The sequence below is a fragment of the Mycobacterium tilburgii genome, assembly GCF_902168065.1.
GTDB lineage: Bacteria > Actinomycetota > Actinomycetes > Mycobacteriales > Mycobacteriaceae > Mycobacterium > Mycobacterium tilburgii.
Window position 1 is genome coordinate 1 of record NZ_LR655716.1, and the last position, 21680, is coordinate 21680.

At 66.9% G+C, this 21680-nt stretch carries 9 protein-coding genes and 7 pseudogenes; 7 read left to right on the forward strand and 9 right to left on the reverse strand.

Annotation, left to right across the window (positions count from 1 at the left end; all coding sequences use genetic code 11):
• Nucleotides 1-125: 125 nt before the first annotated feature.
• From FQ389_RS11545 to FQ389_RS11555, 3 genes and pseudogenes are all read left to right on the forward strand, one after another.
• Nucleotides 126-416 (forward strand): annotated as a pseudogene (locus FQ389_RS11545) (malate dehydrogenase); the annotation flags it as partial.
• A 38-nt stretch (nt 417-454) separates the two neighbouring features.
• Nucleotides 455-1626 (forward strand): annotated as a pseudogene (locus FQ389_RS11550) (NAD(P)-dependent malic enzyme).
• Entirely contained in the window at nt 1623-2483 is an 861-nt protein-coding gene (locus FQ389_RS11555; RefSeq protein ID WP_144207763.1) for a glycine betaine ABC transporter substrate-binding protein, read from the forward strand. Before FQ389_RS11550 ends, FQ389_RS11555 begins: the two are co-directional and overlap by 4 nt.
• Before the next feature lie 4 nt (nt 2484-2487).
• Here the strand turns inward: FQ389_RS11555 and FQ389_RS11560 are convergent, their stop codons facing one another.
• The 3 genes from FQ389_RS11560 to FQ389_RS11570 all read right to left on the reverse strand — a co-directional run bounded on the left by FQ389_RS11560 (nt 2488) and on the right by FQ389_RS11570 (nt 8121).
• The gene (locus tag FQ389_RS11560) at nt 2488-3336 is read right to left on the reverse strand and encodes an SDR family NAD(P)-dependent oxidoreductase (RefSeq protein ID WP_144207834.1); all 849 of its coding nucleotides are present in this window, start codon (nt 3334-3336) and stop codon (nt 2488-2490) included.
• Nucleotides 3337-3452: 116 nt separating this feature from the next.
• On the reverse strand, nt 3453-7148 hold the full coding sequence (locus tag FQ389_RS11565) for a multifunctional oxoglutarate decarboxylase/oxoglutarate dehydrogenase thiamine pyrophosphate-binding subunit/dihydrolipoyllysine-residue succinyltransferase subunit (protein WP_144207766.1): 3696 nt from the start codon (nt 7146-7148) through the stop codon (nt 3453-3455).
• A gap of 184 nt (nt 7149-7332) precedes the next feature.
• Nucleotides 7333-8121: a hypothetical protein gene (locus FQ389_RS11570; protein ID WP_407662856.1), complete on the reverse strand. Its 789-nt coding sequence runs from the start codon at nt 8119-8121 to the stop codon at nt 7333-7335.
• Nucleotides 8122-8529: 408 nt separating this feature from the next.
• Between FQ389_RS11570 and FQ389_RS11575 the strand changes: the two genes are divergently transcribed.
• A complete protein-coding gene (locus FQ389_RS11575) occupies nt 8530-10107 on the forward strand; it encodes an MDR family MFS transporter (RefSeq protein ID WP_407662862.1) in 1578 nt (525 codons plus the stop codon).
• A gap of 182 nt (nt 10108-10289) precedes the next feature.
• On the opposite strand, the gene FQ389_RS11580 is transcribed toward FQ389_RS11575, so the two are convergent.
• On the reverse strand, nt 10290-13694 hold the full coding sequence (locus FQ389_RS11580) for a TM0106 family RecB-like putative nuclease (RefSeq protein WP_144207774.1): 3405 nt from the start codon (nt 13692-13694) through the stop codon (nt 10290-10292).
• A 57-nt stretch (nt 13695-13751) separates the two neighbouring features.
• Entirely contained in the window at nt 13752-14342 is a 591-nt protein-coding gene (locus FQ389_RS11585) for an LppP/LprE family lipoprotein (RefSeq protein WP_260860695.1), read from the reverse strand.
• Between the two features lie 114 nt (nt 14343-14456).
• On the opposite strand from FQ389_RS11585, the pseudogene FQ389_RS11590 reads away from it, so the two are divergent.
• The 3 genes and pseudogenes from FQ389_RS11590 (at nt 14457) to FQ389_RS11600 (ending at nt 18040) form a co-directional block, all read left to right on the forward strand.
• Nucleotides 14457-16177: pseudogene (locus FQ389_RS11590) on the forward strand (DEAD/DEAH box helicase).
• Nucleotides 16174-17313: an acyltransferase family protein gene (locus FQ389_RS11595; protein WP_144207777.1), complete on the forward strand. Its 1140-nt coding sequence runs from the start codon at nt 16174-16176 to the stop codon at nt 17311-17313. The pseudogene FQ389_RS11590 and the gene FQ389_RS11595 overlap by 4 nt, the downstream one beginning before the upstream one ends.
• Before the next feature lie 64 nt (nt 17314-17377).
• Nucleotides 17378-18040, forward strand: a pseudogene (locus tag FQ389_RS11600) (siderophore-interacting protein).
• Between the two features lie 38 nt (nt 18041-18078).
• On the opposite strand, the pseudogene FQ389_RS11605 reads toward FQ389_RS11600, so the two are convergent.
• From FQ389_RS11605 to FQ389_RS11620, 4 genes and pseudogenes are all read right to left on the reverse strand, one after another.
• Nucleotides 18079-18581, reverse strand: a pseudogene (locus FQ389_RS11605) (TetR/AcrR family transcriptional regulator); the annotation flags it as partial.
• Nucleotides 18581-19068: pseudogene (locus FQ389_RS11610) on the reverse strand (cytochrome P450); the annotation flags it as partial. The pseudogenes FQ389_RS11605 and FQ389_RS11610, both read right to left, overlap by 1 nt.
• 98 nt (nt 19069-19166) lie before the next feature.
• Nucleotides 19167-20382 (reverse strand): annotated as a pseudogene (locus FQ389_RS11615) (FAD-binding oxidoreductase).
• A gap of 23 nt (nt 20383-20405) precedes the next feature.
• Nucleotides 20406-21668, reverse strand: a complete 1263-nt coding sequence (locus tag FQ389_RS11620) for an MFS transporter (RefSeq protein WP_144207780.1) — start codon at nt 21666-21668, stop codon at nt 20406-20408.
• Nucleotides 21669-21680: the final 12 nt, after the last annotated feature.

Here is a 21680-nt window from a genome sequence, read left to right on the forward strand (position 1 = left end):
CCCACCCCACCCCCCCCCCCCCCCCCCCCGCCCCACCCACCCCCCCCCCGGCCGCGCCCGCCCGCCCCCCACTCAAACCCCCTCCCCCCCCGCCGCCCCCCAGGCGCCGCCCCCCCCCCCCCGCCGCGCGGGGGCCGCCCTCGCCCGCCGCGGCGGCGCCGCCCCCTATATCCCCCGCCCGCGACTGGCTGCTAGGCAGCGCGGACGGTGACTGGGTCTCGATGGCGGTCTTCTCCGACGGCTCCTACGGCGTGCCCGAGGGCATAGTGTCGTCGTTCCCGGTGACCACCAAGGACGAAAACTGGTCGATCGTGCAGGGACTGGACATCGACGAGTTTTCCCGCGGCCGCATCGACAAAACCACCGCTGAGCTGGTCGACGAGCGCAATGCGGTCACCGAGCTGAAGTTGATCTGACGTTAGGCGACCAATTATGTAGTCAGCACCCTGGCCGGGTGCCCGAAATCGTGTCACCACCGCTAGTCATCGGAGACGACGAGATCTTCGAGGCCCACGTGGGTGGGAAGCTTTCGGTCGACATGAAGGCGTCGCTGGACACTCAGCGTGCGCTGTCGATCGCCTACACGCCGGGAGTCGCGCAGGTCAGTCGGGCGATCGCCGCCGACCACACCCTGGCCGACCGCACACCTGGGCGAACTGGCTGGTGGCCTTGGTCAGCGACGGCAGCGCGGTCCTGGGGCTCGGTGACATCGGGCCGGCGGCCGCGCTGCCGGAGATGGAGGGCAAGAGCGCGCTGTTCAAGCAGTTCGCCGACCTCAATGCGATCCCGATCGTGTTGGACACCAAGGATCCCGACGAGATCGTCGAAACGCGGTGCGGCTGCGGCCCACGTTCGGCGTGGTGAACCTCGAGGACATCTCCGCGCCGCGCTGCTTCGAGATCGAGCGACGCCTCATCGACGCGCTGGACTGCCCGGTCATGCGCGACGACCAGCACGGCACCGCGATCGTCGTGCTGGCCGCGCTGATGGGCGCCAGCAAATTGCTGGGCCGTGACATGCGATCGATGCGGGTGGTCGTGTCCGGCGCCGGGGCCGCGGGCGTGGCGTGCTCGAAACTCTTTCTGGATATGGGTGTTTCGGATATCACGGTGCTGCGACTCGTAGGGCATTCTGCACGACGGCCGGGACGTCATGAACATCGTCAAGACCGACCTGGCGCGCAGCAGCAATCCGCACCGCCTCACCGGCGGCATGGTGGAGGCGCTCAAGGGAGCCGACGGGTTTCTCGGGGTGTCGGCGGGTGTCGTGCAGGAGGAACTGATCGCCACGATGGCGCCCAAGGGCATCGTGTTCGCGCTGTCGAACCCCGACCCGGAGATTCATCCGGACGTCGCGGCACGCCATGCCGCCGTGGTGGCCACCGGTCGCGGCGACTTACCAAATCAGATCGACAACGTGCTGGCGTTCCCCGGGGTGTTCCGCGGTGCGCTGGACGCCGGGGCGCGCCGGATCACCGAGCAGATGATGGTGGCCGCGGCCGAGGCGATCTTCTCCGTGGTCAGCGACGAGCTCGCCCCGGACCGGATCGTGCCGAGTCCGCTGGACACGCGCGTCGGCAAGGCGGTGGCTCAGGCTGTGGCGCGGGCCACAGACAACACGGCGTGAAGATCGGCCTGCTGGCGGCGCTGCTGGTCGCGGCCCTGCTCGCCGCCGCCTGCACCTCGTGCGGTCAGCGCGGTAAGCCCGACGTCGTCGTCGGCTCCAAAACGGACACCCTGTCGGTGCTGCTGGCCGGCGTCTACGCCGCGGCGCTGCGGTCCTACGGCTTCGCGGCGCGAACCGAGACCGCCGACGATCCGATGGCGCGCTTGGACTCAGGCGCGTTCGGCGTCGCTCCCGCGTTCACCGGCCGAACGCTGCAGGCTCTGCAGCCCGGCGCCACCGCGCTCTCCGACGCCCAGGTCTACCGCGCAATGGTGGCGGCGCTCCCCGAGGGCATCGCCGCCGGCGACTACACCACCGCCGCCGAGGACAAACCCGTGCTGTTGGTTACGCAACCGACCGCGAAGGCCTGGGGCGGCCAGGATCGCAGCGCAGACCTGAGCACGCTGGGCAAGCACTGCGCCGGGTTGACCGTCGGCGCGATCGCCGGCCACCTCACACCATCGGTCGTCGGAACCTGCCGGATGCCCGCCCCGCGCAAATTCCCGGATGGCGCAACGATGTTCGCCGCGTTGCGGGCCGGGGAGCTGACCGCGGGCTGGACCACGGCCGCAGACCCGGCGCTGCCGGGCGACCTGGTGCCGCTCGCCGACGGCAAGCCCGCGCTGATCCGGGCGGAGAACGTGGTGCCGCTTTACCGCCGCAACGTGCTGACCGACCGGCAGGTGCTGGCGATCAACGAGGTGGCGGGTGTGCTGGACACCGCGGCCCTGGCCGAGATGCGCCGGCAGGTGGCCGGCGGTGCCGACCCGCAGGCGGTCGCCGGTGGCTGGCTTGCCGAACATCCGCTGGGGCGGTGAGCGGCTACCGCTTTTTCTTTTTCGGCGCGGCGACCCGGTGGGTGACGGGGCTGAACAGCCGCTGATAGCCCGGGCCCACCCGCACCATCAGGTCGGCGGACCTGGCATCCGGCCCGATCAGCACTCGGGCCTTGTTCTTGCGGACTCCTTCCAGGATGATCTGGGCAGCGCGCTCCGGTGTGGTCTTGGCGACCTGTTGGTCGAAGTTCGCCAGGATCTCTTCCTGGGCGAGACCCATGCCCTCGGCAATCTCGGCGGTGGCGTTGCGCGCGATCGCGGTCTTGATGCCGCCCGGGTGCACCGTGGTGACCATGACCGGGTGCTCGGCGACCTGCATTTCCTGGCGCAGCGCCTCGGTGAAGCCGCGGACGGCGAACTTCGCCGCGACGTAGCCCGGCTGACCAGGCAGCGACATCAGGCCGAGCACGCTGGAGATGTTGATCACATGGCCGTCGCCGGAGGCGATCAGGTGGGGGAGAAAGGCCTTGGTGCCGTTGACGACGCCCCAGAAGTCGACGTCCATCACCCGCTCGATGTCCTTGAAGCGGCTGAACTCGATGGTGCCGATGTGGGTGAGCCCGGCGTTGTTGTAGATCTGGTTGACCTTGCCGAAGTGGTCGTTGACCGCGTCGGAGTAGGCCAGGAAGGCCTCGCGCTCGGTCACGTCGAGCCGGTCGGCCTTCACCGGTGCGCCGATGGCCTTGAGTAGGTCCTCGGTCTGTGTCAGGCCCTCGGTGTTGACGTCGCTGATCGCCAGGCTGGCACCCGAGCGGGCCAGTTCGACGGCCAGCGCCTGGCCGATGCCCGACCCGGCCCCAGTGACCACGGCGACCTTACCGGCGAATCCCTGCATGTACACCCCTTTCTCAGGACCGCCCCGTGGGGTCGAGGTTAACTGGTGTCGCCGGCGGCCCTGCGGGTGGACTGGCAAAGCCCTGGCGCGCGGTTGCGGCGCTCGCCGTCGCCGGGCTAGCCGAACGCGGTGTCGAGTATCTCCTGCTGCTCGACGGCGTGCACCTTGGACGAGCCTGAAGAGGGAGCAGACATGGCCCGTCGCGAGATGCGCTTGAGCCCGGTCAACTTGTCCGGCAGCAGCTCGGGCAGCTCCAGGCCGAACCGCGGCCAGGCGCCCTGGTTGGCGGGCTCCTCCTGCACCCATAAGAACTCGCAGGCGTTCGGGTACCGGTCCAGGGTCTCGCTTAGCCGGCGCCTCGGCAACGGCGCCAACTGCTCGATCCGCACGATAGCGACGTCCTCGCGGTTGTCCTTGGCCTTACGTGCCGCCAGCTCGTAGTGGAGCTTCCCGCTGATCAGCAGGATACGGCGGACCTTGCTGCGGTCGCCGACGCCGTCGTCGTAGGTGGGTTCCTCCAGCACCGAGCGGAACTTGAGCTCGGTGAAGTCCCGGATGTCGCTGACCGCCGCCTTGTTGCGCAGCATCGACTTCGGGGTGAAGACGATCAGCGGGCGCTGAATGCCATCGAGCGCGTGCCGGCGCAGCAGGTGGAAGTAGTTTGACGGTGTCGACGGCACCGCAATCGTCATCGATCCCTCGGCCCACAGCTGCAGGAACCGCTCGATCCGGCCCGATGTGTGGTCGGGGCCCTGACCCTCGTGGCCGTGCGGCAGCAGCAGCACCACGTTGGACAGCTGGCCCCACTTGGCCTCGCCGGAGCTAATGAACTCGTCGATGATCGACTGTGCGCCGTTGACGAAGTCGCCGAACTGCGCTTCCCACAACACAAGTGCGTTCGGGTTCCCCACGGTGTAGCCGTACTCGAAGCCGACCGCAGCGTACTCCGACAGCGGGGAGTCGTAGATCAGGAACTTGCCACCGGTCGGGGTACCGTCGAGGTTGGTTGCCAGCAGCTGCAGCGGCGTGAACTCCTTGCCGGTGTGCCGGTCGATGATCACCGCATGCCGCTGTGAGAACGTGCCGCGCCGGGTGTCCTGCCCCGACAGCCGCACCAGCTTGCCCTCGGCGACCAGGGATCCCAGCGCCAGCAGTTCGCCAAACGCCCAATCGATCTTGCCCTCGTAGGCCATCTCCTGGCGCTGCTTAAGCACGGGCAGCACCCGTGGGTGCACCTCGAATCCCTCCGGCACCGCCAGGAATGCGTCGCCGATGCGCGCCAGCAGCGCCTTGTCGACGGCGGTGCACAGCCCCGCGGGGACCAGCTGGTCGGACTCCACGGACGCGCTGGGCCGCACGCCGTGCTTCTCCAGATCGCGGACCTCGTTGAACACCCGCTCCAGCTGACCTTGGTAGTCGCGCAGCGCGTCCTCGGCTTCCTTCATGGAGATGTCGCCTCGGCCGATCAGGGCCTCGGTGTAGCTCTTGCGGGCCCCGCGCTTGGTGTCGACCACGTCGTACATGTAGGGATTGGTCATCGAGGGATCGTCACCCTCGTTGTGCCCGCGGCGTCGGTAGCACAGCATGTCGATGACGACGTCCTTCTTGAACTTCTGACGAAAGTCCACGGCCAGCCGGGCCACCCACGTGCAGGCTTCGGGGTCGTCGCCGTTGACGTGGAAGATCGGGGCGCCGATCATCTTCGCGACGTCGGTGCAGTACTCGCTGGACCGGGAGTACTCCGGCGCGGTGGTGAAGCCGATCTGGTTGTTGACGATCACGTGAATCGTGCCGCCGACGCGATACCCGGGCAGCAGCGCCATGTTCAGCGTCTCGGCGACCACGCCCTGCCCAGCGAAAGCAGCATCGCCGTGCAGCATCATCGGCACGACGGAGAAGCCTTCCTCGCCGTCACCCTTGTCCAACAGGTCTTCCTTGGCCCGGACCAATCCCTCCAGTACCGGGTCGACGGCTTCGAGGTGCGACGGGTTAGCCGTCAGCGATACCCTAATGTCGTTGTCGCCAAACATTTGTAGATACACACCGGTGGCGCCGAGATGGTACTTGACGTCACCGGAGCCGTGCGCCTGCGAGGGGTTCAGGTTGCCTTCGAATTCGGAGAAGATCTGCGAGTAGGGCTTGCCGACGATGTTGGCCAGCACGTTGAGCCGGCCGCGGTGCGGCATGCCGATGACGACCTCGTCCAGGCCGTGCTCGGCGCACTGGTCGATCGCCGCATCCATCATCGGAATGACGCTTTCGGCGCCTTCCAGCGAGAAGCGTTTCTGCCCAACGTATTTGGTCTGCAGGAAGGTCTCGAAGGCTTCGGCCGCGTTGAGTCGACTGAGGATGTACTTCTGTTCTGCCACAGTCGGTTTGACGTGTTTGGTCTCGATCCGTTCCTCGAGCCACTTTTGCTGCTCGGGCTCGAGGATGTGGGTGTACTCGACGCCGATGTGGCGGCAATAGGCATCGCGCAGCAGGCCCAGCACGTCGCGCAGCTTCTTGTGCTCGCAGCCCGCTAAGCCGTTGACCTTGAATTCGCGGTCGAGGTCCCACAGGGTCAGACCGTGATTGAGGATTTCCAGATCCGGGTGGCTGCGGAATCGGTTGCCGTCCAAGCGCAGCGGGTCGATGTCGGCCATCAGGTGACCGCGGTTGCGGTATGCCGCAATCAATTCCATGACCCGAGCGTTCTTGTCGACGATCGAATCGGGGTTGTCGGTGCTCCACCGGACCGGGAGGTAGGGATTTCCCAGCTCGCGGAAGATCTCGTCCCAGAAGTCGTCCGAGAGCAGCATTTCGTGGATGGCGCGTAGGAAGTCGCCGGACTCCGCGCCCTGAATGATGCGGTGGTCGTAGGTCGAGGTCAGGGTGATCAGCTTGCCGATGCCGAGCTCGGCGATGCGTTCTTCGCTGGCGCCCTGGAATTCGGCCGGGTACTCCATCGCGCCGACCCCGATGATCGCGCCTTGGCCGGACATCAGCCGCGGCACCGAGTGCACGGTGCCGATGGTACCGGGGTTCGTCAACGAAATCGTCACTCCGGCAAAGTCTTCCGCGGTCAACTTGCCGTCACGGGCGCGGCGCACGATGTCCTCGTAGGCGGAGACGAACTCGGCGAACCGCATGGTCTCGCACTTCTTGATGCCGGCCACCACCAGGGAGCGCTTGCTGTCCTTGCCCTGCAAGTCGATGGCAAGCCCGAGGTTGGTGTGTGCCGGGGTGACCGCGGTCGGCTTGCCGTCGATCTCGGCGTAGTGGCGGTTCATGTTCGGGAACTGCTTGACCGCCTGCACCAGTGCATAACCCAGCAGGTGTGTGAACGAGATCTTCCCGCCGCGGGTGCGCTTGAGCTGGTTGTTGATGACGATGCGGTTGTCGATCATCAGCTTGGCCGGAACGGCCCGGACGCTGGTCGCCGTCGGCACGTCCAGCGACGCCGACATGTTCTTGACGACGGCGGCGGCAGCGCCGCGCAGCACCTGCAGCTCGTCACCCTCCGCGGGTGCCGCGGTGGGCGCTTTGGCGACCGGCGCGGCACCGTTGGCAGTCGAAGCGGTGCTCGCGGGTGCGGCCTGCGCGGTCAGGGGTGCGGCGACCGCGCCGGGCGTGGCCGCCGCGGGCGCGGCGCCCCGTCCGTCACCGGGGCTCGGCGTCTCCGCCGCCGAGGTGGCCGTCGACTCGGGGTTGTAGTCAACGAGGAATTCGTGCCAGCTCGGATCCACCGACGACGGGTTGTCGCGGAATTTGCGGTACATCTCCTCGACCAGCCACTCGTTCTGTCCGAACGGTGAACTTATGTTGCTCACGGCCGCTGCTCGCCTCAATTCTCGTGTCCTGCAGGCCCGTAAACATGATCGCTCAGCGCCTGCGCCTCTGCCGCACCTCGGTAGCGAGGTACCTCACACTGGTAGCGGCGTCAACCTCACCGCCCCATAAAGGCTAACCCCTCGCCACTATTTCGCCAGCGAGAAGGTGCAATGGGCCGGACGGCTACCGGCCCGCCCCGTGAACCGACGGCAACACGTGCAAAGTACTCGGCCACCGGGACGGCGGGGTGCCGAACGCGTGGCGGGCGTTGCGGACGATCTTCTTGCCGATGATGCGATTGCCAGCGCCGCCGATCGCGGCACCGATGCCGACCGGCAGCATCTTGCCGAACATCAACGCGCCCCGCCGCACGGCGTAGCGCTTGACGAAGTAATTCAACATTTGCGTGTTGATCCGCCCCAGCGTCGACAGCGGCAACGAGGCCATCCCCTCGGCCAGCCAACCGCCGTTGGTGCGGCCGGGGCCGATCAGCTCGCCGATGGCGCGCTTGCTGTCGTCACCGACCAGGACGGCCAGCATCAGCGCGCGGCGCCGTTCGCGGTGATCGGCGGGAATGCCGTAAATCACAGCGTTGGTCAGGACGAACACCGCGGTCGCCTCGATGAGGAACATGGTCTCGCCGGCGCTGGCCGACATCGCCGTCAGCGTCCCGATCCCGGGGAATGTCGCGGCGGATCCCACCGCCGCGCCGCTGGCCGTCAACGCGGTCAGGTACCGCTTTTCCAGCTTGGTGGCGATCTCGGCCGGACTCGCACCCGGGTAGGCGCGCTGCAGCCGGGCCACGTACGCCTCGGCAACCGGGCCCTGCATGCGCGTGCTACGTTCGATGACCTGCGCCAACGCCCTCGTGGACGCCTTGGGGCGACCCGTGTCGCTGACCGGGATGGTGTCCGACATCGGTTGGGATCGTCGTAGGGCCTTCATCGCTGACCGACTGCGTCGTGCGCGCATAGTGCCTCTCTTACAGCTGGCATTCATGTCAGGCTAACACCGGTTTGCTGAACCCGGGGCAGCGGCAGCGCGTGCCTTCTCCGACCTTTTCCGGCGCCCAGGTGGCCCGGGGGTGCGCAGCGAGTTACCCCACAGGAATAATGTCGGGCTGAACACGGGTCGGTGGCGATGCGGGCCAATTGTCCGTTGCCACGGGGAACACATTGTGCGCGTGCGGTGGCTCACCTGTGCAGGGCAGGGGACGGCCATCGGGCGCTGAAGCGAGGTGAGTGCATGACCACGGCTAGGCCCGGGTCGTTCGGGCATGCCCGGCGCGCGGGGCCTGGCCGCGCCGGGGCGGCCCAGGTCGGCAGACTTATCCCGTCGCGCCGGTCGAACGAGGGGAATCCGTGGCACGTGCTGTGGGCGATGATGGTCGGCTTTTTCATGATCATGGTCGACTCGACCATTGTCGCGATCGCGAATCCGACGATCATGGCCGACCTGCACATCGGCTACGACGCGGTGGTCTGGGTGACGAGCGCATACCTGCTGGGCTACGCGGTGGTGTTGCTGGTGGCCGGCCGGCTCGGGGACCGGTTCGGCACGAAGAACCTCTACCTGATCGGTCTGGTGGTGTTCACCGCCGCCTCGCTGTGGTGCGGGTTGGCCGGCAGCGGCGGCACGCTGATTGCCGCCCGGGTGGTCCAGGGGATCGGCGCCGGGGTGCTTACCCCGCAAACGTTGTCGACGATCACCCGGATCTTCCCGCCGCAACGGCGCGGGGTGGCGGTCAGCCTGTGGGGTGCCACCGCCGGCGTTGCCAGCCTGGTGGGTCCGCTCGCGGGCGGTGTGCTGATAGACGGACTGGGTTGGGAATGGATCTTTTTCGTCAACATCCCGCTCGGTGTCATCGGGCTGGCATTGGCGGTGCGGCTGGTCCCGGTGCTACCCACCCAGGGGCATCGGTTCGATCTGGTCGGCGTCGGTCTGTCCGGGGTGGGCATGTTCTTGATCGTGTTCGGCCTGCAGCAGGGGCAGGCCGCCCATTGGCAACCCTGGATCTGGGCGACGATCGTGGCCGGTACCGGGTTCCTCTCGATGTTCGTCTACTGGCAGTCGATGAACACCCGGGAGCCGCTGATCCCGCTCGACGTGTTCGCCGACCGTGATTTCGATCTGTGCAGCATCGGTGTCGCCATCACCTCGTTCGTCGCGACGGCGGCGATACTGCCGCTGACGTTTTACGCGCAGTCGGTGTGCGGGCTGTCGCCGACACGTTCGGCGCTGCTGATCGCCCCGATGGCGGTCGCGAACAGCGTGCTCGCGCCGTTCGCGGGCCGCATCATCGACCGGTATAACCCGCGGCCCGTGATCGGGTTCGGCTTCTCGGTGCTCGCGATCGCGCTGACATGGCTTTCCTTCGAAATGTCGCCAGACACGCCGATCTGGTGGCTGGTGTTGCTGTTCGGCGCGGTGGGTGTCGGGATGGCGTTTGTGTGGTCGCCTCTGACGGCGACCGCCACCCGCGACCTGCCACCGGATCTGGCCGGCACCGGCTCCGCGGTCTACAACGCGGTCCGCCAGCTCGGGGCGGTGTTGGGAAGCGCCGCCATGGCGGCGTTCATGACCTGGCGGATCGGCGCGGAGATGCCGCTGCAACTGCCCGCGTTCGTCCGTGAGCCGTTTGCGGCTGCGATGTCGCAATCGATCCTGTTGCCCGCGTTCATCGCGTTGTTCGGGATCGCGGCCGCACTGTTCCTGCTCGGGTTAGTCCCCACGCCGGCGCCCCGTGCGCGATCGGGCCGGGCGCCGGCGGACAGCGACTACGGCCATCACGGCGCGCGTGGCTATGACGATGATGACGACTACGTCGAAGTCATCCTGCGCCGCGAGCCGGACATCCGGCCCGCCGTGCCCGATGCGCCGATCGGTGCCCGTCGCGCCGGCGGCGGCTGGTCGTCACGCGCTCCGATGACGTTTGCCTACAATGGGTCTCGAGCTTAGTGCGCAATCACTTGTCCGGTCGTCGAGCTTCCGCCGCACCTGTCCGGTCCCGCCACCCGCACCGATCGCGGCGTCCCCGGGCGATGGGTCAACGACTCGACGGGACATCACCCGTCAGCTCCCGGCGACGACCCGACCCCTACGGCCAGCACGCCAGTAGGTGGCCAGACCGGGCACCGCGTTCAGGTCGGGGTGGTCAGTGTCAGGAAGGCGCCCAGCTCCAGCAGGCCTGCCGGTGTGCTGGGCAGGTACTCGGTCAGCAGCTCCGAGCGCACGATGATCGCGGCGTACTGGGCCCGGCTGACCGCTACGTTAAGGCGATTCCTGTTGAGTAGGAACGAGATTCCGCGCGGCACATCGTCGATTGACGATGCCGTCATCGAGATGAAGACCACCGGCGCCTGCCCACCCTGGAATTTGTCCACCGTTCCGACCCGGACCGTGTCCAGGCCTGCGGCCGTCAATCGCCGGCGGATTAGCGACACCTGGGCGTTGTACGGCGCCAGCACCAGCACATCGGACGCTTCCAGCGGCCTGGTGCCGTGCTCTTCGGTCCACGACGCTCCGAGCAGCCGCCCGATCTCACCGACGATCGCATCGGCCTCCTCTAGGCTTTCGACCGAATTGCTTTGGTGGCGAACGGAAAGCACCTGCACACCGGGCTGGCAACCGTCGATCCGACGTGCGGCGGTGCGCTCGTCGTGGGAGTGCAGCCGGCCCTCATAGGCAAGCTCGGACACTGTTGCGCACACCGCCGGGTGCATCCGGTAGGAGCGGTCCAGGAAGTAGCCGTGCGCTTCGGGCAGCGTGCGCTGGCCGTCGACCAGCCAATCGAGCGCGGAGGTGTCGACCGGTTCGGGATGAGTGCCCTGACTGATCTGCGGAAGCTGCTGCGGGTCGCCGAGCAGCAAAAGGTTCGCGGCCGCCGGCGCGACGGCGATGGTGTTGGCTAGGCAGAACTGCCCCGCCTCGTCGATCACGAGCAGATCCAGACTGCCCGGCGTCACCCGATTGGCGTTGGCGAAATCCCAAGCAGTGCCGCCAATTACGCATCCATCAGCGGCGGAGATGAAGGCGCCGTACTCGTTGCTGTCGATCTGCTGCCAGCGTGCCGCACGGGTGTCGTATTTCTTCTTCGCGACCCGGTCCGGTTGCAGGCCCGCATCGACCACAGCGGTCAGCAGGTTTTCCACCGTCGCGTGCGACTGCGCCACCACACCGACGCGCCAGTGGTGTTCGGTGACTAAGCGAGTGATCACCTGGGCGGCCGTGTAGGTCTTTCCGGTGCCGGGCGGCCCATGCACCGCCAGGTAGGACGAGTCGAGATCCAGCACCACCGCGGTGATGTCGGCGACGGTGTCGGCGCTGCGCGGCAGCGCGATGCCACGACGGGTACGGGGCGCGCGGCGCAACAGCACGTCGACGATCGCGGTGCGCGGCAGTCGCGGCAGCCCGGACGCCACGGTGACCGCGGTCGTTTCGATCGAGTCGCGCAACGACGTGGTGGCAATGGGTGGCCCGGGTGTCAGCGCGAACGGCAGTTGATGAAACGTATTGCCGTCGTTGCCCACTCGCTCCAGGATTACAACTTCGGTGGGCACGGCCGGATCATCGACTTCCACCACGGTGGCCCGGCCGGCCGCCCGCCGATCGGGGTTGTCGCTCATGCTCGGTGGGATCGGCGGATCGTAGAGCGCGAACACCTCGGTCGCCAGATCGCCGCGGGCCAGCTCGCCCCGCAACGTGACGCGCCGCTGCGGTTTGCGGGCCCGCGGTGGTGTGTGCCAGTCGACGCTGACCGACGCCCACTCGGCGACGAAGACGTCGGTTTTGTCCGACCATTCGTCGACCGGGAAGTTCAGCCGGTCGAAGTGCGCCCACCAGAAGGGTTTGTCCTCGCGCCGATGGTAGCCGCGCGCCGCGCTCACTAGCGCGACGGCGACCTGCTCCGGGGTGCGATGTCCCGCGACGGCATCACCGGCGAACGCCGCCAGCCGCGCCGCCAGCTCGTCGTGGTCGTCGATGGTGTCGTCGTCGGGAACCTGTTGGGCGCCAACCGGTGTGACGCCGGATTCCCAGGTGCGCACCAATAGCCAGTTGCGCAGCTCCTGCGTCGACCGACAGTCGTATTGGTTGTAGTCTTCGATGTCCTTGAGCACGGTCTCGGCTTCGTCGATGCGGCCCGCGTCCCGCAGCTCGCAATATTCGGCATAGGAGGTGATCGAGTCGGTGGCGGTGGTAATGTCGCCCGCGCGCAGCTGTTGTCCCATGTACAGCGGTTCGAGCGCCTTGAGGCTGAACGACTCCACGCCCACTCGAATGCTCTTGCGCACCAACGGGTACAAGTCCACCAGCACCCCGCAGCGCAACAACTCGTCGACCTGGTCCTCGCCGACACCGTAGCGGCCGGCCAGCCGCAGCAGGGCGGTCTTCTCATACGGTGCGTAGTGGTAGATATGCATGTTGGGGTGGCGCCGGCGGCGCTTGGCTACCAGCTCCAGGAAGTCGATCAGCGCCTTGCGTTCGTCGACCCGGTTGTGTGCCCACAGCGGCTGGAATTTGCCGGCGGCATCCAGCACGCCGAACAGGTATTCCAGGCCCCAGTCGCGGCCGTCGGCGGTCCACAGCGGATCGCCCTCAAGGTCGAAGAACAGATCACCCGGATCGGGCTCCGGCAGCAGGGTCAGCGGCTGAGGGTCGACGATCTCGAAATGGGGGATTCCTGTATTACGTTGTAGGACTTGTAGTTTCGCCTGAGCGGTCAGCTTGTCCAGCACGCTTGGCGCCAGACCGGGAACCGGCCCGCGGTGTTCGGCCAGCTCGGCCACCGTGGCGATCCCGGCGTCGATGATCTTTTTGCGCTGGCTGGTTCGCATGCCCGCGACCAGCAGCAGATCGTCGGCGGCTTGTACCTGCTCGGTGCACAACGGGCAGCGAAAACACGCCCGCACCGCGGTGTCGTCCCAACGCACCGCCGCGCCGCCGGCGTAGTGAGCGTCGAGCAGCCGCTGCAGCAGGGCGCGCTGGGATCGGAAGACCGGGATCAGATCGCGGACGCGATAGCGCACCACCGAGCCGTCGCCGAGCCGTAGTTCGGCCTCGTCGGCGAAGGACACCCCCATGCCAGTAAGCGCGTCGGCGTAGGCAGCCAGCTGCAACAACGCGGTGACTTTGGGAGAGCGGGCCAGCTTGGTGTCGACCAGCCGGTACTGCCCACCGTCGCGGACCAGGAAGTCGGCAAACCCGACGAACCGGCCGTCGAACATCGCGGCCTGATACACCACCGGCGCGCCGTTGGCGAGGGCACGCCCGGTCGCCTCGGCGGCGGCGCGCAGCCCGGCGAGGGTGTAGGCAGGGCGTCCGATGACCGCGACGCCCTCGGCGAACTCCTCGCGCAGCCGGTCGAGTTCGCGATGTTCGTGCTCATCACCGAGGGTGGCGGTGCGCGCCAACAGTTCGTCCTCGACGGTGACGGCGGGCCCCCAGCCGAGCTTCGCATCGAAGTCCCGGAGCAGGGCGTATTCGCATCGGGCCGCGGCGGCCAGGTCCGACGCGCTGTAAACGATGCTGTCGTCGGTGACGAACACAGTAGCCACTGTAGGGGGAGAGGGCCACAGTGCGGCCGGATGCGGCGGCGTGCCGGTTCAGCGCGCGGTGTTGCCGATCAGCTCGACCGAGCTGCCATTCCAATGGAAGCGTACATTGGTGTTCAACCCGTTGATCCTGCTGGGGTAGGTTAGCGCCACCGTGTCACCGGTGGTTTGCGACGCGTCGATCCCGTTGAACCCATAGGTATCCGGCACTCCCTGCGGGATGAACTGCCCGAGGTGGAACAGCACCGCCCGGGTGGTCGCGTTGGGCTCATTGGTGTTGGCCTTGATGATCACGGCCGACAGTTGGGCGCACTGGTTGTAATTGCCGGCCAGCGGCTCCGGGTTCCAGGTCTGCTGACTGCGCGGATCGCGGGGCAAGTCGGAGACCACCTTGGCGATGATGGGCGAAGCCAGGTTGATCGCGCAAGGGTCGGACAGTGTGCTGGTGGCGGGCGACGCGGCCGGGATGGGGGTGGCCGGAGCGGTGATCGATGCGGTTGCCTTTATGCTGGCTTGCGGTGTCTTCGCGACCGTCGAGTCTCCCGAACCGCAACCCGATAACGTGAAGGCGGCCAGGAGGCCGGCGGTCAGCGGCTCGGGACGGCAGGGTAGGCACCACACATCGCGCCACCGTACCGGCATCGCGTGCAGCGGTGGGGCAGGCACTCCGCGTGCTGTAGCGCAATTCACGCGATCCATACGCGTCGCTACGCCCAGCTGCGCTGCGCTCGCGATCACCACTAAACTGCTTGCACGATGACAGTCCCCGACGGCTCGCCTGACGCGGCCGCTACGTCGTTTGCCGACCTGCAGATCCACCCCTCCGTCTTGTGGGCCATCGCCGACGTCGGATACGAATCGCCGACCGGTATTCAGGGGGCGACGATTCCGGCGCTGATGGCCGGTTCCGACGTCGTGGGGCTGGCGCAGACCGGAACCGGCAAGACCGCGCCCTTCGCAATCCCGATCCTGTCCAAGATCGAGACGTGACCAGTAAGGCGACCCAGGCCCTGGTGCTGGCGCCCACGCGCGAGCTGGCCCTGCAGGTCGCCGAGGCGTTCGGGCGCTATGGCGCCCACCTGCCGCAGATCAACGTGCTACCGATCTACAGCGGTTCGTCCTACACCGTGCAGCTGGCCGACCTCAAGCGCGGCGCGCAAGTCGTGGTCGGCACACCCGGCCGCGTCATCGACCACCTCGAACGCGGCACCCTCGACTTGTCGCGGGTGGGTTACCTGGTGCTCGACGAGGCCGACGAGATGCTCGCCATGGGTTTCGCCGAGGACGTCGAGCGCATTCTGTCCGAGACGCCGGAATACAAGCAGGTAGCGCTGTTCTACGCGACCATGCCCGCAGCCATCCGCAAGCTGAGCGCCAAGTACCTGCACGATCCTTTCGAGGTCACCTCCAAGGAGAAAACCGCTACCGCCAAGAACATTTCGCAGCGTTACATTCAGGTGGCCGGGCCACGCAAGATGGACGCGCTGACCCGCATTCTGGAAGTCGAGCCGTTCGAGGCGATGATCATCTTCATACGCACCCAGCAGGCGACCGAGGATGTTTCCGAAAAGCTCAGGGCACGAGGGTTTTCCGTGGCGGCCACCAACGGATACCTCGCACAACAACAGCGGGAACGCACCATAACCGCCCTAAAGGACGGCAGTATTGATATCTTGGTCGCCACCGATGTCGCGGCGCGGGGGCTGGATGTCGAACGCATTTCGCACGTCCCCAACTACGACATTCCGCACGACACCGAGTCCCATGTCCACCGCATCGGACGCATCGGCCGGGCTGACCGTTCGGGCGCCGCGGTGCTGCTCGTGTTGCCACGGGAACGCCATCTACTCAAAGCGATCGAGAAGGCAACGCGGCAAACGTTCACCGAGGCCGAATTGCCCACCGTCGAAGATGTCAACGCGCAACGGATGGCGAAATTCGCCGACTCCATCACCAGCGCGCTGGGCAGCCCGGGGTTGGACCTGTTACGCAAACTGGTGCAGGACTACGAACGCGAACACGACGTGCCGATGGCCGACATCGCCGCCGCGCTTGCGGTTCAGTCGCGCGACGGCGACGAGTTCTTGATGGCACCCGAACCGCCGCCCTGGCGCCGCGAGCGGGCCGACCGCGATGGCGAACGTCAGGGTCTGCCGCAAAAGTCAAGGGACATACGCTCATTCCAGACCTACCGGATCGCGGTGGGCAAGCGTCACAAGATCGGGCCGGGAGCGATCGTCGGCGCCATCGCCAACGAAGGCGGACTGCATCGCAGCGATTTCGGCCACATCGCCATCGGTCCGGATTTCTCGCTGGTAGAACTGCCCGCGAAGTTACCCCGAGCGACGCTGAAAAAGCTTGAACTGACCCGCATATCGAGTGTATTGACCGACCTTCGGCCTGACTGCGGGTCCGGCAAGTCGTCGGACAAGCCCTGGTGCGGCGGTGCCAAACCACGCCGAAGAGACGCCGAATGACCCTCTCCGACGAGCGGGACGCCCAGGGCGGACTCGAGCAAATCTCGCACGTCGACAGGGTGGCCTCCCTGACCGGCGTCCGCGCGGTGGCCGCGATCCTCGTGGTCGGCACGCACGCGGCCTACACCACCGGCAAGTACACGCACGGCTATTGGGGTCTGGTCGGCGCTCGGATGGAGGTCGGTGTGCCGATCTTCTTCGTGCTGTCCGGTTTCCTGCTGTTCCGTCCTTGGGTGAAGGCGGCCGTCCGCGGCGGGCCCGGACCGTCGGTGAGTCGCTATGCGCGGCACCGGGTTCGGCGCATCATGCCCGCCTACGTCATCACGGTGTTGTTCGCCTATGTCCTCTACCACTTCCGGGAGGCCGGCCCGAATCCCGGACACTCCTGGCTCGGTCTGATACGCAATCTCACGCTGACGCAGATATACACCGACGGCTACCTGGGCAAGTACCTGCACCAGGGCTTGACCCAGATGTGGAGCCTGGCGGTGGAGGTGTCGTTCTACCTCATCCTGCCGTTCCTGGCCTACCTGATGCTGGTGGTCATCTGCCGGCGGAGATGGAAGCCGCATCGGGTGCTGACCACTCTGCTGGCGCTAGCCGTGATCAGTCCGGCCTGGCTGGTTTTGGTGTACGCCGATCACTGGTTTCCCGACGGCGCGCGGCTGTGGCTGCCGACCTATTTGGCCTGGTTTCTGGGCGGCATGTTGTTGGCGGTGCTGGAGGCGATGGGGGTGCGCTGCTACGCGTTTGCGGCCATACCGCTGGCGATCATCTGCTATTTCATCGTCGCCACCCCGATCGGCGGCGCACCCACGACGTCGCCGGCATCGATGATGGAGGCGGTCGTCAAGACCGTCTTCTACGCCGTGATCGCCACCCTGGTGGTGGCGCCATTGGCACTGGGGAACCGCGGTTGGTATGCGCAGCTGCTGGCCAGCCGTCCGATGGTGTGGCTGGGCGAGATCTCCTACGAGATCTTCCTGATCCATCTGTTGAAGATGGAGTTCGCGATGGTCTACATCGTGCGGTCGCACGTCTATACGGGGCCGATGCTGTACCTGTTCGTCGCGACGCTGCTGGTGACGATCCCGCCGGCGTGGGTGCTGCACCGCTTCACCCGCGTACCCGGCTAATCAGCGACAGGTAGATAATCTAATCTAATTTAACTTCGTTGCACGGGATTGAGGCGTTACCGCGATGGGCGAACAGCGGACGTCACGGGGTTGGGCGGGGACGGTCCTGAAGCTGATGGGCGCCGGGGGACTACCGCCTCACCGTCACCGGCTGCCGCGAGATCGGCTCGCATTACCAGCGGCTCGATTTCGCGGCCGGCGGATTGTTCGCGCACCACGAGGTGCACCCGATGATGTGGATCCGGATGTGGTTCGCCGACGGCGACAAGCTGCATCAGCGGGGCTACACGCTGGTTGACCGCCCCGGTCGTCGACACCCTCAGCGTCGAGTTCGCCCTGCATGAGGGCATCGCCTCGCGGTGGGCCGCCGTGGCCGAACCCGGGGACACCATCGAGGCGACGGTGCTGGGCAGCAAGTTCGCGATACCGGATCCGGCTCCGGCCGGCTAAGTCATCGTCGGGGACTGTGCCTCGCTGCCGGCGATCAATTCGCTGCTCGCTTCGATCGGGCGACGTTTCGGCGCAAGTGTTCTTATAGGCCGGTCGCGACGAGAACCGGGACCTGCCGGTGACGCCGGGCGCCGACATCACCTGGGTGCCGCGCACGAACGGCGGAGGAGGGCTGCTGGACGCGGTACGGTCGGCGGCGTTCGACGCGGGTGACCACTTCGGCTGGGTGGCTTGCGACAGTCGCACCACCTGCTCGGTGGCCAAAGCATTTCGGTAAGATTTCGGCATTCCACACAAATCTATCAAGGCGCAAGCCTATTGGGTGGCCTGAGCCATGGCCAGGAAATCCCTGCCGGCTAACCGCAGACCTCGGCCGGGTACCATGATCGGGACGACGAATTCTTCGATCATCGCTCGTTTTCCTGGTCGGCGTCGCGTCCGGATACATCAGCAGCGAGATGATCACCCGAACCGTCCAGCGGGCCCGGCGCTGTACGGCGGCGGGATCGTCGCGGCCTAGCGAATGCAGAAACGCGGTTGCCAGGGCCGCGATCACGTCGGATTCTCCGGCCAGCTCACCGGCGACGGGTGGGCGAGTGGTGGCGAACCAGGACGACAGCGCGGGGCTTTCCCGTACCATCGCCAACGTGACCAGGATGCTTTCGATCAGTCTTTCCCGCGGGTCCTCGACGGCGGCGGTGCGCGCCGCGATCTCCCGGCCTAGTTTCCCGGTGGATGTACGCGATGCGCAGCGCCTTGCGATTGTCGAAGTAGCGGTACAGCGTAGCGCGGGAACATCCTGCGGCCCTTGATATTTCTGGGCCCAATCCTCTTCGGGTACACCGAGATAATGTGCGACGACCAGCGAGCGCAGTGGCTTGAACAGCTCGGTGACTATATCGCCGCCGCCGTCGGCGCGCGGCTTCTCGATGCGCTGCACGACGAATTCAGAAACCTTGGGCTCGACCGCCTCGACCTGGCGAGGAGTGAACCCTCGCGAGACCAACTTGCGAAACTCGGTGTGGGACGGCGGGTCCTGCATGACGAATGGAGGATTGTCTTGCAGCCCAATCATATCCACGTCGACGTAATTGACCGTCAGCCCCTGCGTGGAGGAGAAAACGTGTCGTGGTCCCGGGCCGCGGACCATACGTCGACATGCCGGGACAGCACGCAGTAGTCGTGCTCGGGATGCTTTGGGGGCAGCACGTGATGCATCGGGTCGTAGTCGCGCAGTGCCCTGTACGTCGGCCAGGGTTTGGGCCAGGTGTCAGCGGTGACCAGCCTAGACCATGACCGGCACATTGTGAGACATAACCGGCGTCATGTCTCATTGGTACGACACTAGTCGTACGATGTCAACTGCCGATCGCCACCGGGCCAGCCGCCGACCGTCGATGAAGCTAGATCGCCGACCCGGGGTTGAGGATGCCGAGCGGGTCGAGGGCCTGCTTGATGCGCTGGTTCAGTGACATCACGTCGGGTCCCAGGTAGCCGTCCAGCCACGGCCGCTTCAGCCGACCGACCCCATGCTCACCGGTGATCGTCAGGTCGTGCTCCTTGGCGATGTCGGCAATTCCGGTGACCAGGCTGCCCAGGGCCGGCAGCGGCACCCCGACGTCTTCGAGCAACAGCGAACCCTTGGCCTCGACCGCGGGAATGCAGAACCGCCGGGCGGCGACGAATGCCTTGCCCCCATCCGGATCGCTGGTGCTGAAAACGTCCGTCGCCTTGTGCTCAGCGAACACCGCCGAGATCAGCTCGGCGTCCTTGTTGCCGGTTCGGCCCCGCTCGTCGGAGCCGGCCACCAGCATGGCGGCCGCGTTGCGGTCGAGGTCCATCCGCAGGGTGTCTTCGACGGCATTGATCGACGCCTGGTCCATGAACTCGAGCATCGAGGGCCGCAGCTTCCCGGTGACCGCGAGCACCGCGTCGGTCGCCGATTCCAGTGTCGCGAAGCTGGCCACCACGACGCTCGAGGTGCTCTGGGCGGGCAGCAGCCGCAGCGTCACCTCGGTTACGATGCCCAGCGTGCCCTCGCTGCCGACGAAGAGCTTGGTCAGGCTCAGTTCGGCAACATCCTTCAGGCGTGCGCCGCCCAGCCGAACCGCGGTGCCGTCGGCAAGCACCACCTGCATGCCCAGCACGTAATCGGTGGTGACGCCGTACTTCACGCAGCAGATGCCGCCCGCGTTGGTCGCGATGTTGCCGCCGATGCTGCAGATCTCGTACGACGACGGATCGGGCGTATACCACAGGCCGTATTGGGCGACCGCCTTTTTAACTTCCGCGTTGAGCAGCCCGGGCTGGCACACCGCGGTACGCGTAACGGGGTCGACGGTGATGTCGCGCATTTTCTCCGTCGACAACACGATCCCGTTCGCCAGTGCCGTCGCGCCGCCGGACAGGCCGGTGCCGGCACCGCGGGGCACGACCGGCAACCTTGTGGGCGGTGGCCCAGCGCATCACCGCCTTCACTTCTTCGGTGCGGCGCGGCCGCACCACGGCCAGTGGTGTGCCTGCGGAGGGGTTGAAGGCGCGATCCTGCCGGTAGCCTTCGGTGATGGCCGGATCGGTGACCACCGTCCCCTCGGGCAGGCTGGCGATCAGGTTGGCCATGATGTCTGCATTGACTGTGATACTCACGGGCCGATTTTACGTGGCGGAGCCCTCAGCAACGCGGCGTCGCGGTCGAGCTCGCGCAGTGACGGCAGCCCGCACGCGACCAGCCCGACCAGCAGGATCGGCACCGCCAGTGCCAGAAACGTCGTCCGCAGCCCGGCGGTGCCGGCGAGCGGGCCGGCCACCAGCAACCCCAGCGGGCCGGCGGCGAACGTGAGTCCGGTCATCACCCCGACGACCCGCCCGCGCAGATGCTGCGGTGCCCGGGTCTGCATCACGTAGTTGTAGATGGGCTGGATCGGCCCGTAGACCAGCCCGGTCACCGCGCACAGCCCCAGAATCACCGGCAGCGGCGGAAGGAACGCGATCGCGACGGACACGGCACCGAAGGTCAGGGTCGCGGTCAGCACGGCCATGCGCCGCCGGGTGTACTTCGACAACCCGGCGTAGCCCAGCGCGCCAACCACACCGCCGGTCCCCAGCGCCATCAGCGCCCAGCCCAATTGCGTGGGCTGGCGATGGTCGCTGAAGTACTTGGGAAACAGCACGCTCTCCATCGGCAGATACAGGGCCGTCACGACCAGGTCGATCAGCCCGAGCGTGCGCAGCACCCGCAGGTTCCACACGAAACGCAGGCCTTCGGCGACGCCGGACACCAGCCCTTCGGGCCGGGTGGTGGCGTGTGGCCTGCCGGTGCCCTCCAGTCGCAGCGCGCCGATCGCCAGGAACGCCAAGCCGAAGCAGCCGGCGGTGAGCCACATCGTGTTGGCGCCGCCGACGACGGAGATCATCAGACCACCGATCCCCGGGCCCACGATGTGGGCCAGGTCCAGGATGGCTTCGTAGACGCTGTTGGTGCGATCCAGCGACCAGCCGGCGCGGGCGGCCGCCTCGGGCAGCATCGATTGGCGCGCGGTGGTTCCGGCCGGGTCGAAGGCCGCCGAGCAGAAGGCCAGCGCGGCGAGCGCGGCGACGCTGTTGATCGCGTCCGCGCCGACGGACCCGGTGAGCACGGGGACGGCGGCCACCGCGCTGCCGGACAGCAAATCGGAGACCAGCGAGACGCGGCGTCGCCCGAAAAAGTCGACGGCGGTGCCCGCGACCAGGGTGGATCCCACTAGTGGCAGCGTCATTGCGGCGGCCACGATCGAGGCGTCGCGTGCGCTGTCGTGCTGCTGCAATGCCAGCCAGGGGAAGGCGACCAACGAAATGCCGGTACCCGCGGTCGCCACCAGCGTGGCGAACAGAATCAGAAGGGCCGGTCCGCGGCTAAAACGTGTCATGACTATCGCCGG

Coding starts and splice junctions, on each gene's coding strand:
- FQ389_RS11560 (WP_144207834.1), bottom strand. CDS start 3,336: ATGCAGGGATTCGCCGGTAAGGTCGCCGTGGTCACTGGGGCCGGGTCG.
- FQ389_RS11570 (WP_407662856.1), bottom strand. CDS start 8,121: ATGCGCGCACGACGCAGTCGGTCAGCGATGAAGGCCCTACGACGATCC.
- FQ389_RS11575 (WP_407662862.1), top strand. CDS start 8,530: ATGATGGTCGGCTTTTTCATGATCATGGTCGACTCGACCATTGTCGCG.
- FQ389_RS11585 (WP_260860695.1), bottom strand. CDS start 14,342: ATGCCGGTACGGTGGCGCGATGTGTGGTGCCTACCCTGCCGTCCCGAG.
- FQ389_RS11595 (WP_144207777.1), top strand. CDS start 16,174: ATGACCCTCTCCGACGAGCGGGACGCCCAGGGCGGACTCGAGCAAATC.
- FQ389_RS11620 (WP_144207780.1), bottom strand. CDS start 21,668: ATGACACGTTTTAGCCGCGGACCGGCCCTTCTGATTCTGTTCGCCACG.